Below are 15,908 nucleotides of genomic sequence, written 5' to 3'. Positions count from 1 at the left end.
CGCGAACATCTTAAAGTAGAAAACCGCGGCCGGGTCAAGCAAATTCACGATTTGAAACCGTTTTCCCCCGGCGGGCGATGCCGTGCCTCAAGCCTCCCGGAGCCGATCGCGCGGGAGAAATCTGTTGCCAGATCGGGGCAAATCCCCTATTCTTCACCCGGCGGAAGGAGCAACCATGAACAGACCCACCAAGAGCGAGTACTACACCGAGATCGCTCTGTCCGTGGCGCAGCGCAGCACGTGCCTGCGGCGTCGCTTCGGGGCGGTTATCGTCAAGAGCGATCAGATCATCAGCACAGGCTACAACGGTGCGCCGCGAAAGACGGCGAACTGTATCGACCTCGGCTATTGCGCGCGCAAGCAACTGAGCATCCCCGCGGGGCAGAATTACGAACTGTGTCGCGCCGTGCACGCGGAAATGAACGCGGTCATTCACGCGTCGAGACTGGACATGGTGGGAGCCGATCTCTATCTGGCGGGACTCGACGTTGAGACCGGCAACCAGGTGATCCACCCGGAACCCTGCCTGCTGTGCCGTCGGGTAATCATCAACGCGGGCATCCAGCGCGTGGTGGTTCCCGCGGAATCGGAAGGATTCCATTACATCGACGTCGACGACTGGATCCTTCAGGACCGCGTCTCCTTCAAGTAGGGAGCGCGCCGAAGCCCGGTCCCTTTTCGCAGGTCTCACGAAGCCGGGTCGGGGACCTCCCCTTCCCCGCCGAAGAGCTCCGCATGCCGCTCGCGCAGATAAGCAAGCTCTTCCTGGCGGTCTTTCACTTCGCCGTTCAAACGCGCATCCAGCAGTTCATCCAGAATCACCCGGTAGATAGGCCCGGGCGGCACACCCATTTCCTTGAGATCCCTGCCCTTCAGTTCGGTGGAAACGTGTCGATAGCGATGGAAATAGTGGCTGACGGCACGCCGCGGTGTTTCGTCCTGCGCCTTCGCCATCATAAAAACCAGTTCTTCGGGCTTGAACGGCTGGAGCGCCCGGAAGATTGCGCTCGGTTTGTGCTCTGCCGCGGGGAAAAACCCCCAGAGCAGTCCGCTCACCGTCCGGTAAGCCCAGGCAATGCGTTCCCGCTGGCCGGCGGTGAACTGCAGCCTGCCGCAGGCGTCCTCCACGTCGGCCGCCGCCAGGCCTGAAAACAGGCCCAGCATGTAGACCCACCAGCGCTCGAGAGGCTCATCCAGGAAGCTCAACCGGTGCCAGGAAACCACTTCGCGCAACCGAACGAACAAATCCTCCAGCTTCTGATCGAACAGGATGTTGGCGCTCAGCACCGGCCACACGGCGAACTCGTTCATGCGGCGCAGAGGCGGCAAAGGATCGTCTTCCACCATGATGAGCTGGATTTCATGCAGGAGGCGACGGCCCCCCAGCTTCTGAAGCAACCCCATGCGGACCGCATTCCGGATGAGCGCCACGGTCTGCTTGCCGATCCTGAATCCGAATCGCTGTTCGAACCGGATGGCCCTGAGAATCCGTGTCGGGTCCTCCACAAGGCTCAGGTTGTGAAGGACCCGAATGGTCTTGTCCTTCAGGTCGCGCTGTCCGCCGAAGAAATCGATCAGTTGGCCGAATTCTCCGGGGTTGAGCGCAAGCGCCAGGGTGTTGATCGTGAAATCCCGCCGGTACAGGTCCATTTTCAGGGAGCTGAATTCCACAATCGGCAGGGCAGCCGGATACTGATAATACTCGAAACGCGCCGAAGCCACGTCCACTCTGCGGTCATCGGGAAAAATGAGCACGGCGGTATTGAACTTCTTGTGGAACCGGCAGCGGATGCCGTGTTCCCTGGCGTATGTCCTGGCGAATTCGATGCCGTCCCCTTCAACCACGATGTCTATGTCCAGGTTGGAACGCCGGAGCAGGAGGTCCCGCACGAACCCCCCCACCGCATAGGCCTTCATCCCCAGGTCCTTCGCGAGCTTCCCGAAATCCTTGAGTGTCTGGACAATTTCACGGGGCAATTGCTCCATTATCACCGCAACCACGTTCTTGCGTTTGGACCAGGCGGCAAGGTTCGTATCCCCGTAGAGCGACCGGGCGTTGGTGGTCTGGTCTTCAACCAGGAATTTCAGCAGGTCTCGGCGGGTGATGACTCCGATCACCCGGTTGTCCTCCATCACCGGCACGATCCTTTGATGGCGTTCGACCAGGTAGCTTTCAATCTCGAGCAGCGTGGCGTTGGGACCGACGGTGCTGAAGTCGGTGGTCATGAACTCCCGTACCGCCCGCTTTTCCAGCCCGTGAAATATGGCCTTCTCCAGGACCTGGCGCGTGGTCAGGCCCACGATCCGCCCATCCTCCATGACCGGCATCGAATTGATGTTGTAGCGGATCATGCTCTGCCCGGCTTCGGCCACGGTCACCTCGGGCTCCGTGAAAATCACCGGGCTGGTCATCATGCTCTCCGCCGTCGGATAGGGATGAATGTAGCTTCTGAGGAATTCGAGCAGCTTGTTTTCCACCTGGAAAAGCGTGAGGTCCTTGATGCTCGCGGAAGCCGCCGTCGCGTGCCCGCCGCCTCCAAAGTAGGCCGCCACGGTGCTGACGTTGATTTCGGGAATGCGGCTGCGCCCCACCAGGTAGACGCGGTCGTCCATCCGGGCCAGGGCGAAGACGACGTCCAGATTTTCAATGTCCTTGAGCTTGTGCACCAGCACGGCGAAATCCCCGACGTACTTCTCGACGGAGACCGTGGCGATGCAGACGTCGATGCCCGCGATGCCGTAGGTTTTGGCCGAGGTGATCAGCTCGTTGAGGAGGCCGACCTGCTCGGCCGTCAGTTCCTGGGTGACCATGTCCGATACGGCGTTCAGATCGGCTCCGCTGCGCAGCAGGAATGCCGCGGCTTCGAAGTCCTCGGGGGTCGTGTTGTTGAAGGTGAAGGAACCGGTGTCCTCAAAGAGCCCGAGGCTCATGATGGTTGCCTCCTCCGGAGTCACCTCCAACCCGCGCTCCCGGATGAGCTGCGTCAGGATCGTGACCGTGGCCCCCACCGGCTTGATCAGGTTGAAGACGCCTTGGATATCGTCCTCGGCGTCCGGATGGTGATCGTAGACGTGGATGTCCATCCCCGGACGATCGAGAATTTCCACGAACCTGCCGATCCGCGAAATCTGCCGGGTATCCACCAGGATGAGCCTGCTGACCCGGTCCAGGTCCAGATCCCGGAGCCGCTTGAAGCCGTAGATGTAGACCGTGGAGTTGATGAAATACTCGCGAAGCGTCTTCTCCTGCGAACCGGGAAAGACCAGCACCGCGTCCGGATACAGCTTTTTGGCGGCGATCATGGAAGCCATCGCGTCGAAATCGGCATTGATATGAGTGGTGATCACCTCCATTGCGGATTCCTGCTACGGTCGCGGGTGAAATTTCAGGTGAACTTCCTTCAACCGTTTTTTCGCCACATGAGTGTATATCTGCGTCGTCGAGATATCGGCGTGCCCCAGCATTGCCTGCAACGACCGAAGATCGGCTCCGTTCTCGAGCAGATGCGTCGCGAAGGAGTGACGGAGCACGTGGGGAGTCAGGTTCTGCCGGATTCCCGACTTGAGCGCATACTGCTTGATGATTTTCCAAATGCCCTGCCGCGTGAGCTTCACGGCGCGGCGGTTGAGGAAAACCTCCCGGCTTCGGCCGTCCTTCAAGAGCCGTCGCCGTCCGTCGCGGAGATAGATTTGAAGCGCCTCGCCGGCCGGTTCTCCCATGGGGACCGGCCTTTCCTTGTCCCCTTTGCCCCGGGCCACGAGATACCCGGCTTCGAGGTGGACTTGATCGAGTTGCAGGTCCGCGAGCTCGCTGACCCTCAGCCCCGTTGCGTAGAGCAGCTCGAGCATGGCCCGGTCTCTCTGTCCGAGCGGAGTGCCCGCGGCCGGCGCGGCCAGAAGCGCATCGACTTCCCTGCCCGTGAGGGTCTTCGGCAGACCCGGATTGAACTTCGGAAAACGAACGAGCGCGGCAGGGCTCCCGGACATTTTCCCGGTTCGCTCGAGATACTTGAAGAATGCGCGCAGGGCGGCCAGGCGTCGCGCCTTGGATCGGTGGGAAAGCCTGCCCGAAACGGATTCCAGGTAACTCACGATGTCCTCCCGGGATACCGCCTCCCAGCTCGACACACCGTGCTTCCCGAAGTAGCCGAGCATCTCCTGCAGATCCCCGCCGTACCCGGCAACCGTGTTCGGGCTCAACCCTTTTTCCACCGTGATATGGTTCAGGAACAGATCAAGCCACCGGTCCATCGACCCACCTTCGCCGCCCTCTCCATACACAAAAGGCACGGCAAGCCGTGCCTTGCTCATCCGGATGAATGACCGGGCGATGCGGGCAGAGCCCATCGGAACGCATCCGTCCCCAGTCGCCGCACGCCGCTCCCTGCCGCACGCCGCCTCCCACGCCGGGCACCGGGGCCCGGAAGCCCGGCATCAAACGGCCGGCTCCTTGGAACTCACGGCCGTCGTATAGGTCTGGAAATGATAATCCAGAAGCAGCGCCGTGTGAACCATCCCAGCCGACTTGCGGGTCGACACGATGTCAATGTGATGCGTCTTTCCGTCGTAATCGGCGAACGTAATCCGAGTCCCGTCCGCGAATCCGCCCCGGTTGAACCACACCTCGGGGGGCAGCATCCACGTTTTCCCGAACCGCTCCTCGAAAAGGAAATATTCCACCGCATCCCTGGGAAACTGAAGGGCCAGGCACAACTCCTCTTCCGTCACCGGCCGTTTCAGCTTCAACGCGAGCTGACGCCGCCTCTCTTCCAGGTCTTCATCCGCAAGATGCTGGACGCCCGCCTCCGTCGAAAGAATCTCATCCCATCTCTTGCCGTCCGTTCGCCCGGATTCCAGCACCTTCTGATAGATCCATTCATGCGGATCGTAAAATGGAAACGGCCCATACCGGCCCAGGAGCAGTCTTTTCAAATCGTCGGAAGGCTTTTCGTAACGGCCGTGCAGGATATTGTTCATGGCGGTTGCCCAGAGGATCTGGCTGCCGGGTGTCACCATCCATATGTTGCCCAACTCGCGATTGACTTCGCTGAGCTCGCTGAAGATCTCCTGAGTGCGGTCCATGAGGCCCGCCTTTTCCGCCTGCTCGAACGCGATACTCGCCGCCCCGCCGGGCAGCTTGTGCTGCTTCACCGTCGGATCGAACCCGTGATAATGGCCTTCGTACTTGTCGTAAAGACGGCGTTCGCGCCGCAAAATATCGGATGTTTCCAGGAGCGGCTGAATGTTCAAACCCGGCGCCGAACAGCCATAGTCGTGCAAGGTCTGAATGAAGCTCAATGCCGGAGCCTGACTGTAAATCCCCCCGAATCCGTGGTCGGAGACCTCGACGATTTTCACCCCTTCCTGAACCGCCGCGACCATTCGGGCAAGATCGTTGCCGTCGGTATTGTGGCCATGGTAGGCCAGAAGCAGGTTCGGGAATTCCCTGCGGATCGCTTTGACCAGTTCGCCGATTCGCAACGCGGATCCCAGCGAGGAGTGATTCTTGATGCACAAAATGATGTCCTCACCCATCGCGGAAAGGATTTCGGCGACCTTCCCCGCATAGAACGCATCGGTGTGTTCCGGCCCGGTGCTGAAGCAGATGCAGGGCATGAGAAGCTTGCCCGCCTTTTTCACCTCTTCGGCCGCCACCATCAGGTTCGGAATATGATTGAGGAAGTCGTAGAGGCGCCAGACGTCGATATACTCGGAGAACAGCCTCACGGTCATGCGCACGACATTGTCCGGATAAGGCCGGTAGCCGAACAGGTTTCTCCCCCTGCACACCGCCTGCAGGAGCGTGTTGGGCATGGCCTTTCGGACCAGTCGAAGCTTCTCGACGGGATTGATCTGCTTGCGCATCAGGTCCACGTGCACCGTGGCCCCCCCGGTGATCTCGAAAGCGAAGTAGCCCGTCTCATCACGATACGGCGCCACCCGGAGCGTCGTGGCCGGCATGATGCGCGCCTTGAAATCCGACTGGGAAACGTCCCTTTCGTTATTCGTCATGAAATATCCGGGCGTCTTCCGGAGGCATTCCAGGATTTCCCGGCTCGACATTCCGGGAATGATGGGTCGTCCGTTCTCAGCCATTGAATCGTTCTCCTTCAGGGTTCGGCCGATATCCGCGGGTGGCCGCCGTTCTTCACGTCCTCAGCCGGACCGCCGCCTCGATGCGGCCCGAATCCGTGCACCGTGGGGCGGCCGGGAACGGTCTCAGCCCTAGGCATAAGGATTATACCCGCGGGCATTGATCTCAGCAACGAGGCTTGCCAGCTTCTCCAACTCGGGAACCTCGTCCTGGTAGTCCAGAAGATGAGGGTGCGTCTCGATATAGGACGTGTCGAACCGCTGCTCGATGAAATCCGGGTCTTTCACAATCTGCTTGTAGTAGGGGATCGTGGTCTTCACGCCGGCGATGGCAAAACTTTTCAGGGTCCGGTCCAGGCGGTCCACCGCCTCCCGCCACGTGAATCCGTAGACGGTGAGCTTGACCAGCATCGAATCGTAGTACCGGGGAATCTCGTAGCCCTGGTAAACCGCACCGTCCAGGCGTGTCCCGTGGCCTCCCGGCGACTGGTAGATCTGAATCACGCCGGGGCTTGCCATGAAGTTGTTCTTCGGGTCTTCCGCATTGATCCGAAGCTCGATGGCGACCCCGCGAAAAGTGACGTCCTTCTGAGTGATGGAAATCGGCTCGCCGGCGGCAATCCGGATCTGCTTGCGCACGATGTCGATCCCGGTGATCATTTCGGTGATGGTGTGCTCGACCTGGATGCGCGTATTCACTTCGAGGAAGTAGTAATTGTCGGCCTCATCCAGCAGAAACTCCACCGTGCCCGCGTTCACGTAATTGCACGCCTTGGCCGCCTTGACGGCGGTCCGGCAGACGTTTTCCGACAAGTCGGCGGGAAGCGAGGCGGGGGCGATTTCGATCATCTTCTGGTGCCGTCTTTGAATCGAGCAGTTCCTCGTGCCGAGGTGAATCACGTCTCCAAACCGGTCGGCGACGATCTGGACTTCCACGTGCCTTGGATTGCCCAATCCCTTCTCCAGGTAGATGTCATCGTTGCCGAACGCCATCCGGGCTTCGGAACGCGCCATCTTCAGGCCCTTGATCAGCTCGCCCACGTTCGTCGCGACCCGAATGCCGCGTCCTCCACCGCCTGCCACCGCTTTCACCATAATGGGGAAGCCGTATTCCTCCGCGAAATCCACGGCGTCCTGCTCCCCCAGCTCACCCTCCTCCAGGATATCGGTCCCCGGGATGACCGGGATCCCGGCATTCTTCATGATCCTGCGCGCAACCACCTTGTTGCCCATATCGATGATGACCTGGGGGGGAGGCCCGACAAAGACCAGGCCCGCGTCGGTGCATTTTTTCGAGAACATCGGGTTTTCCGCCAGAAAGCCGTATCCCGGATGGATCGCTTCCGCACCCGTGCTCAGAGCGGCCTGGACGATCCGGTCGATGTTCAGGTAGTCCTTGCGCGGTCCCGATCCGAGACAGACGGCTTCGTCGGCGCGCATGATGTGCATCGCCGTCTTGTCCGTCTCCTCGTAGACGGCAACGGTCTTGATTCCGAGTTCCTGGGCGGAACGTATGATACGAATGGCAATTTCGCCCCGGTTGGCCACCAGAAGTTTCTTGAACATACGTGTAAGCTCGCTTGTGTGCAGCAGGACACTCTTCCTCCTGCTCCACGAAACAGGAAAGGCACAAAACACGACCCCTTGAAAACGGACGACTCTATCGTGGACAGTCTAAATAACACAGGTCGGGCGACAACATCAATGCCGAGGTATCGTCAGCAAACTCGAATGCGAGGTCAATCGCCGATGAAGTCTGAGCAACGGGGAAGCGCGTTCAGATCTGTATGCCGGAAGATTTTCTGTAGAGGCGACGCCTGCGGTTTCGTTCGTTGAGATACTCGCGATCCAGCAGATTGCAGTGGTATGGCTTGATCACAGCATTAACTTCCCACTTCGGGCGATTCTCGTCTTCCGAAAGGTCCTTGATGCTGTTCCAGTAGGCATGGTTATAGAATTCGCAGTCAAGACCGTTGTTAAAGAATTCACAATGCTGTTGGCTCACATACTTTTCATATTTCTTGCAGTATTTGATCTTCATTTCGCCCCCCCCCTTTTGAGAGTGATAATAGACAATTGGAAAGAAAATTCTGCGTCCGCGGTGAATTCAAGTTGAACCTAAGCAGAGCGACGAAGTTTGGCAAGATGTTTGCGAAAAATAGCTCGAACTGAGAATGTGAAAACGTGCACAATCAATCCCGGCCTGCACCGCTGTTTTCCTTCTACCACGGCTTTCGGCGCGTGTCCAAGATTTTTCTTTACTTCGCCCCGGGAAACCTTTATATAATTTTTCGCTTCGCAGGCCAGTAGCTCTAACGGTTAGAGCATCGGACTCCAAATCCGAGGGCTGGGGGTTCGAATCCCTCCTGGCCTGCCAAGCAAATACGAAGGGGTTGCGGCCGAGATGCCGTGACCCGTTTTTGTTTGAGCGCACGGTCGGGTTTTGAACCGCCGCGTGCACCGTCAGTCCCAGGTTTCCAGCAGAAATATGCTTGGAGATTCAGCCTTTCCCCCTGAACTCTCAAGGTTGCAGCGTCAGCGTGACGGTCGTTCCCGGCGCGCCGTACAGGAGCAGGTAGGAACCATCGTCGACCGAACCGACAATGGTCTTCTCCCCCATGCCCCAGTCCTTGAGATCGAATTCCGCATTATATAGATACCACGAGCACGCGCCGGCCAGGGTCAGAGCTGAAGCCGCCGGGCACCGGAACCACTCGCCCAGCCCTTCGGGGCCGATCGTCACCGTGCCGCGCCCCGACTCCGGAGCGGGGACGGTCTCCAGCGGGCGGTACCGGGTGCCGCACCAGAGAATCCATTCCTCTCCCTCCCTCGCCTCGATCACCAGATCACTGAGCCCCCACCCGTTGTCGATGGGAATCTTGAGACACATACGGGCGACATGATCACTATCCCTCGGATCGACGACCTGTGCCAGGTCAAGTCCCGCTGAACGGAGCGATACGGCGAGGTACCCTTCAAGACCCTGGACCTCTCCCAGGCAAATCAGGGGAGGCTGCCGCCCCAGAGCCAGAAAGGCGCTGCAAGGTTCATTGGCCGTCAGCCACCGCCTGCCGACGCGCGCCTGCCACCGGGCCGACAGGGGCTGGCCGGGGAGGAGTTCATGGCCGACGGGGAGTTCCATATCGTAGTGCCCCATCCCGAACGGGGCACGCACGGCCAGATAACGGCGGCCGGCTGCCACAAATCCGCGGTATGCCCTCTCGGGACAGCTGTCGGCCACGAAGCGACCATCCTGACGAAGCCTGAGTCCTTCAGGAGCGGGGTGCCAACGATCGTTGACGAAGCTCGAGAGGGTCAGGGTGCGATCGGCACCGACATCCAGCCGATACAGGCCGTAGCTGCCGGCGTAGATGCCGGTGAAGGCAGCCGGTTCCCCGTCACCGGCCGGGATGGCCGGGAGAGTGGCGGGTTCCGGCGGCACCGGCAACCGGGCGATGCGCCCCCGCTCGGCCAGCGCGTGGAGCAGAACCCGCTCGGCCAGGGGAGTGGCGATGCTCCCTATCCCCATGCTGTTGGTGACCATGACCACGACCGCGAGGCGCTCGTCGGGGGCGACGATGAAATAGCTGTGATAATGATCGGCGTCGCCCGCCTTGTGCCACCCCGTCACCCCCGCGGCCGCCAGCCCCCCCTGAAGTATGCCGTCCCAGCCGAGGCCAAAGTGGACGTGATGATCCGTGACCGGGTTGAACGCCAGGTTCACGGTCTGGTCCCGACCCATCTCGGCCACGGCTGCTGCGGAGAGAATGCGCCGGCCCCCCCGCCGGCCGCCATTGAGGAACATCATCGCCAGGTTTCCCAGATCGCTCGGCGTCGAGAAGAGGCCGCTGGAATAGATGTTGGTGTATTCCTGCGGCTCGGGCCGCCCCGCTTCATCCAGCCCGGGGGCAAAGCTGCCGGGGGCAAAGGGTTCCAGGGCGAAGCGACTGTGATTCATCCCCAGCGGTTTCAGGATTTCCTGCTCGACGAACTCGGTGTATGGCTGACCGGTGACTGCGGTGACCAGGCATTCGACCAGCATAAAGCCGTCGTTGCCGTACACCGCCATCTCGCCCGGCGCGTGCTTGAGGCGTTCGGTGGCCAGCATGTCCCGAACCTGGGCGGCGTAACCATGGAACGGCACAACGGTGAGAACGTTTGGGAAATGGATGCCGGGGAGTCCGGACGAGTGGTTGAGCAGCATGCGCACGGTGATGTCACGCCACGGTTCGTCGTCGGCCATGCGGAAATCGGTCACGTAGCGGACCAGCGGGGCATCGAGTTCCACCATCCCTCGATCGACCAGGATCATCGCGGCAACCGCGGCGATCACCTTGCTGCAGGAAGCGATGCAGAAGAGGGTTTCCGTGGTAGGCGCTGCACCGTGGGCCCGGTCGATGGAGCCGAACGCCTCCGCCCAGAGGAGGCGCTCGTGATCGACGAGGGCGACGGAGACGGCTGTCGTCTTGCTCTCACTCCCGGCCAGTTCCTTCACGATCTCGGCGCCGGAAGCGGCGATAGTGGCAGCATACGCGAGCGGCAGATCGCCGTTATCGCAACTGCGACGGGGCCGTAAGTGTAGGTGCCGGTCAGTGCCGGTAATTTTGGGGCTCGCCACGGTCGTCTCCTCTGAGGGTACCGAGTCGGGTGCCGGGGTACGCTGCCGCAATGAGCTTCACCCCTCAAACGGGTTTTGAGGTTTTGACCATAAAGGATTGCGGGTAGCCCCCTTTGAGCGGGCAGCAATCGCAAAGCCGCCGTCTTCGCCGGGGGACACTTAGTATTTCTCGCTCACCTTAAATACCATGAAAGTTCCGACGATTTCCATTCCGTTCCTTCTTCTGCACGGCCATAGAGGGTTAAGTATGGGCAGTAAACCCCAGGGAGCTCCGATCTGTGAAGATTCCCCCAAAGGCGGGGAAGTTCCCGGCGTGTGGTTGAGTTATGGATCCGGAGAGCGGAAAGCATCTGTCAGGTAATACGGATCTGCGTTCATAAGAGATGATACTCTAAAAGCGTGGGGGACGTATCCCCCACACCCCCTCGCCGCTTCGCGGCTCCGTGTGGCGCTGCGGCGGCGGCCTTCGGCCAGTCGCCGACAGCGCCGAGCACTCGGCCTCACGCGCTTGCGCGTGTGGCCGAAACTTGGGGGGTGCGGGGGAATCATTCCCCCGCTCTTTTGTGCTTGAAAGATCCATCTTGAACGCAATTATCCATGCCCCCTGCGACACCCGCGAAGCATGAAAACAGACTCCCGAGGGAGTCTGTTTTCTAGGTAACTTCGTATAAGACGTGATGCGCACGGCCCCGTCCTTCCCCGACACAATCCTGCGATAGAGCTTCCGAACGGCAAACACCGCTTGCACGAAAGGGAAAAGGCACAGCAACGGACTATGCTTGACTTCTTTGAGTAGAGAACTCATCATTGAGATACTCCATGAGCTCTTTCGGACGTTCATCTCGCCTTCTCCTCCCAACGCGGCGCAGGTCCTCTGTTCACCAGTGACGGCAACCGGCACTCGGTCAGGTCAAGATGATCTCATGCAGACGATTTGGCCATGCTCCGGGAGCAATCAGCACTTTCGATACGGATTCCGTATTCCCGGCGGAGTTTCGCCGCTAACCTGCGACGATGCGATTCGCATGCGATTGTACCACCGGTATCCCTCGCAGCGAGGGGAAAGACCGTTGAAAACCTGCCGTGGCAGGCAGAGAAGCCCAACGCAGCCCCTGTTCTCTTAAGGGACGACCTGCCTGCTCACTCCCGGGGGCTTTCGGGAAATGGTTTTGTGAGGAACACATCCAACCTGGAATATGAGAATCGGGAGGGAGCACATGACCGCAGAATCCATACGGCTGGAGGAATCCCGCGCAGGAAAGGCGGACTGGAAGAAGTGGGGGCCGTATCTCAGCGAGCGGCAGTGGGGGACGGTCCGCGAGGATTACAGCGAAAATGGCGACGCCTGGAACTATTTCACGCACGACCAGGCGCGCTCGCGGACCTACCGCTGGGGTGAGGACGGCATCGCCGGCCTTTCCGACAACAAGCAGCGGTTCTGCTTTGCCCTGGCCCTTTGGAACGGCAGGGACCCCATTCTCAAGGAACGCCTCTTCGGCTTGACCAACAGCGAGGGCAACCACGGCGAGGACGTCAAGGAGTATTACTTCTACCTCGACAGCACGCCGACCCACTCCTACATGAAGTTTCTTTACAAGTACCCCCAGGCCGCATTCCCCTACGAGGACCTGGTGGAGACGAACGGCCGGCGCACCCGGGACGAGATGGAATACGAGCTCCTCGACACCGGTGTCTTCGACGGCGACCGCTATTTCGACGTTTTCGTTGAATACGCCAAAAAGGGCACTGAAGACATCCTGGTGCAAATTACCGCTGTAAACCGAGGACCGGAAGAGGCCCAACTGCACCTCTTGCCGACCCTGTGGTTCCGCAACGACTGGGCTTCGTGGATTTCAAGGCCGTCGGAGAAACCGCGGCTCCGGCAAATAGACGGGTCACCGGGCGTGATGGCGGCTGTTGGCGCACATCCGCTCGGAGGCGAATACACCCTGTACTGCCAGGGAGATGTGCCGCTGCTCTTCACCGAAAACGAAACGAACAATGAGCGGCTCTTCCCCGATTACCCAAACGCCGGCCCGTACGTGAAAGACGGCATAAACAACTGCGTGGTGCTGGGTCAGCAGGGCGCGGTGAACCCCGAGAAGGCGGGAACGAAATTGGCCGCCCACTACCGGCTCACCTTAGGCCCCGGCCAATCGGCGAGGGTGCGGCTGCGGCTCGTCGGAGGGCCCCCTGCCGGAAAAGGCCGGAAAACAAAAGCCTCCGCATCCCCGTTCGGGCCGGACTTTGACGAGACTATGACGGCCCGCATCCGGGAGGCGGACGAGTTCTACCGGTCGGTGACCCCGCCTTCGGTCTCCCCGGACGCGGCCAACGTCATGCGCCAAGCCATCGCCGGCATGATGTGGAGCAAGCAGTTCTATTTCTTCGACGGTGACCAATGGCTGGACGAACACCGCGCCAACCCGCTCCATACGGGGAGCCGGGAGTTCCGGAACCGGGAGTGGTTCCACATGATGAACGAGGACATCATCTCGATGCCCGACAAGTGGGAGTACCCCTGGTACGCCGCCTGGGACCTCGCCTTTCACACGCTGCCCATCGCCATCGCCGATCCCGACTTCGCCAAGGAGCAGATGGAGCTGATGCTCCGTGGAGTCTACCTGCATCCCAGCGGCCAGATCCCCGCCTACGAGTGGAACTTCAGCGACGTGAATCCCCCGGTCCACGCCTGGGCGACACTTTTCCTGCACCGCACCGAGCAGGCCCTGCGCGGCACAGTCGACCTGGACTTTCTCAAGACCGCCTTCAACAAACTCTTGCTGAACTTCACCTGGTGGGTGAACCGAAAGGACCGCTTCGGCAAGAACGTCTTCGACGGAGGCTTCCTGGGGCTCGACAACATCGGCGTCTTCGACCGCAGCGCCCCGCTTCCGACGGGAGGCCACCTCGAGCAGGCGGACGGAACGGCGTGGATGGCCCTTTTCACTCAGAACATGGCGGAGCTCGCCGTGGAGCTCGCCACTCACGACCGCGCCTACGAGGACATGGTCGTAAAATTCATAGAGCACTTCTACTATATCGCCGGCGCCATGAACCGTCCCGGTCAGGAGGGCATGTGGGACGAGGAAGACGGCTTTTACTACGACATTCTGAGACTTCCCGACGGCAGCGCCCAGAGGCTCAAGGTGCGTTCGATGGTGGGTCTCTTGCCCCTTTGCGCCACCACGGTCGTCGACAAATGGCAGAGGGAACGCATTCCGCGGGCGATGGGACAATTGCATGAGCGTCTGCGCCGCATGCCGGAGCTTATGGAGCCGATTCACCCCACGGGGCCGGGTCATTTCGGCGTGGCGGAGCGGGGGATCATCGCTCTGGTCAACCCGGAACGGCTCCAGCGCATCCTCACCAGGATGCTTGACGAGGACGAGTTCCTGAGCCCCTACGGCATCCGCTCGCTCTCCAAGTTCCACGACCGGCACCCGTACATCTTCCACGTGCACGGCCAGGAACATCGGGTGGACTACCTGCCGGCCGAGTCGAACACCGGTATGTTCGGCGGCAACTCCAACTGGCGGGGGCCGATCTGGATGCCGGTGAACGCGCTCATCATCCGGGCGCTTCTGAGTTTCTACCTTTATTACGGCGATAACTTCAAAATTGAATGCCCCACGGGGTCCGGCAAGATGATGAACCTCTTCGAAGTGAGCAAGGAGATCGCCGACCGGCTCACTCGAATCTTCACCCGCGACGAATCCGGCCGACGGCCTGTCTATGGCGGGACGCAGAAGTTTCAGAGCGACCCCCTCTGGCGCGATCACATTCACTTCTACGAGTACTTCCACGGTGATAACGGTGCGGGGCTTGGAGCAAGCCACCAGACCGGCTGGACCGGGCTCGTGGCCAAATTTATCCAGCTCTACGGTCTCATCGAGCCCCAAAAGGCTCTCGAGGCGGGTAAGGAGGCCGCGTTTCGCAAGGGCTCCTGACGTCCGGGAGCGGGCAGGGAGTGGAATTGCGCACCGGAACTGCGCGCCGGGATCCCGCCAAGTCCGGCGCCCGGACGAATGGATGGACTACGGCTCGCTTGCTTTCCAGCGGGTCTTGCTCGAAGCGTTGTGCATGTGGAATTCCCTCTCGGGCACCGGGAGACCCTGTTAACGATCGGGATGGAGCGCGGGGGCCCGATGCCCGACGCCGCTTCCGGCTGCCTCTGACGGGTTGCGATTTGAATCGTCTGATGCACCTGTTGCGGCTGAGATCACCACAAAGGCGAATCGAAGTCCAGCTTCGAGCATGGTACCACAAACAGGGGCATCGAAATGTGCAGATGATTTCAGCTTGTATTCATCGAACCGGCCACACCCCCCACGAACCGGTTTTTGAAGCGCCGGCCGGATAGCCGAAGCTGAAGTCGTAGATCCAGGCAGTGTTCGAATTGGCTGCACAAGTGGTTGAAGACCAGGGAGTTCTTGCCCAGGTTACGCCCAGGAAAGGATCTCCCTCGCTCCAATGCCCGGTTCCAGCCCTGTTCGACAAAGCCGGATCCCAGAATCGGTAGGCCGTCAGGCTTTCCAACTCCCTCACATTGGGCAGGCGCCAATTGCCCGCAACTGAGCCGTCGCTGAGGCCGCAATAGCCACTTTTCAACCTGTTTGCGGAGACGAGGGCGCTGTTCCAGCTTCGAGAGTTGCTCGTGCCCGTATCGCCGGCATAGAACTTCTTGCAGTTCACATCCTTCAGCCAGATCAGGCCTGTCAGGTTATCCCTCACCGTTCCGTTCCCTTTGTCGGTAAAGCGGGGTATCGGCCAGGCAACTCCCTTCCGCAGCTGACCGTCGTCTCTCGGTCCATAAGTTATCCTCTGTCCCGTCTTTGGAACAGCAGCAGGAGGGGCAGCGGCCGCCTCGATTGCCGACACCGCAGAATCCGTGCAGGAAAACGCGTCTTCATCGTTGACGTCGATTTGACTTTGATCCGGGCTTCCGGCAATTCCAGCTCCCCAAAACCCCAGCATACCGGCTAAGCAAAGAGTTACCGTGATCATGGCTCTCATTTTATGCTCCTCTGCAAGGCTTATCCGAAGTGAAAACCCCGAAAGGCCCACCAATGAACGTGTGCCCTCGCCGCTTGCTCCCGGCTGTCGCCGCGGACGCGGCCACCTGGAGGCCCTCTCCGGCCGGACCGCTTCCTCCGTGGAGATTTCTCGGTCGGTTTTGTCTTTGACAACAATATAT

General features: G+C 60.3%; 9 protein-coding genes and 1 tRNA gene. 3 read left to right on the top strand and 7 right to left on the bottom strand.

Annotated features, from left to right (window positions below; translation table 11 throughout):
• Positions 1-175: 175 nt before the first annotated feature.
• On the top strand, positions 176-652 hold the full coding sequence (locus tag SFUM_RS03500) for a deoxycytidylate deaminase (RefSeq protein ID WP_011697552.1): 477 nt from the start codon (positions 176-178) through the stop codon (positions 650-652).
• A 35-nt stretch (positions 653-687) separates the two neighbouring features.
• Here the strand turns inward: SFUM_RS03500 and SFUM_RS03495 are convergent, their stop codons facing one another.
• The 5 genes from SFUM_RS03495 to SFUM_RS03475 form a co-directional block, all read right to left on the bottom strand.
• Complete coding sequence (locus tag SFUM_RS03495; protein WP_011697551.1) at positions 688-3,354, bottom strand: CBS domain-containing protein; 2,667 nt, start codon at positions 3,352-3,354, stop codon at positions 688-690.
• A gap of 12 nt (positions 3,355-3,366) precedes the next feature.
• Positions 3,367-4,251 carry a site-specific tyrosine recombinase XerD gene (xerD, locus tag SFUM_RS03490; RefSeq protein ID WP_011697550.1) on the bottom strand — a complete coding sequence of 295 codons (885 nt, stop codon included), beginning with the start codon at positions 4,249-4,251 and terminating at the stop codon, positions 3,367-3,369.
• Between the two features lie 183 nt (positions 4,252-4,434).
• Entirely contained in the window at positions 4,435-6,096 is a 1,662-nt protein-coding gene (locus SFUM_RS03485; protein WP_011697549.1) for a hydroxymethylglutaryl-CoA lyase-like TIM-barrel protein, read from the bottom strand.
• A gap of 129 nt (positions 6,097-6,225) precedes the next feature.
• Positions 6,226-7,659 (bottom strand): acetyl-CoA carboxylase biotin carboxylase subunit, encoded by a 1,434-nt coding sequence (locus SFUM_RS03480; RefSeq protein ID WP_011697548.1) that lies wholly within the window; start codon positions 7,657-7,659, stop codon positions 6,226-6,228.
• A gap of 211 nt (positions 7,660-7,870) precedes the next feature.
• The gene (locus SFUM_RS03475) at positions 7,871-8,134 is read right to left on the bottom strand and encodes a hypothetical protein (RefSeq protein ID WP_011697547.1); all 264 of its coding nucleotides are present in this window, start codon (positions 8,132-8,134) and stop codon (positions 7,871-7,873) included.
• Positions 8,135-8,393: 259 nt separating this feature from the next.
• Here SFUM_RS03475 and SFUM_RS03470 point away from each other — a divergent pair.
• A tRNA-Trp gene (locus SFUM_RS03470) sits at positions 8,394-8,470 on the top strand.
• A 144-nt stretch (positions 8,471-8,614) separates the two neighbouring features.
• Here SFUM_RS03470 and SFUM_RS03465 read toward each other — a convergent pair.
• Positions 8,615-10,711 (bottom strand): serine hydrolase domain-containing protein, encoded by a 2,097-nt coding sequence (locus SFUM_RS03465; protein WP_167321310.1) that lies wholly within the window; start codon positions 10,709-10,711, stop codon positions 8,615-8,617.
• A 1,217-nt stretch (positions 10,712-11,928) separates the two neighbouring features.
• Here SFUM_RS03465 and SFUM_RS03455 point away from each other — a divergent pair.
• Positions 11,929-14,661 carry an MGH1-like glycoside hydrolase domain-containing protein gene (locus tag SFUM_RS03455; protein ID WP_011697545.1) on the top strand — a complete coding sequence of 911 codons (2,733 nt, stop codon included), beginning with the start codon at positions 11,929-11,931 and terminating at the stop codon, positions 14,659-14,661.
• A gap of 358 nt (positions 14,662-15,019) precedes the next feature.
• On the opposite strand, the gene SFUM_RS23455 is transcribed toward SFUM_RS03455, so the two are convergent.
• Positions 15,020-15,445, bottom strand: a complete 426-nt coding sequence (locus tag SFUM_RS23455; RefSeq protein ID WP_208597097.1) for an Lcl C-terminal domain-containing protein — start codon at positions 15,443-15,445, stop codon at positions 15,020-15,022.
• Positions 15,446-15,908 lie beyond the last annotated feature (463 nt).

Origin of the sequence: Syntrophobacter fumaroxidans MPOB, from assembly GCF_000014965.1 — a bacterium.
Taxonomy (GTDB): domain Bacteria; phylum Desulfobacterota; class Syntrophobacteria; order Syntrophobacterales; family Syntrophobacteraceae; genus Syntrophobacter; species Syntrophobacter fumaroxidans.
The sequence above is the reverse complement of the archived record's forward strand: the minus strand, read 5'-3'. Positions and strand labels throughout refer to the sequence as shown.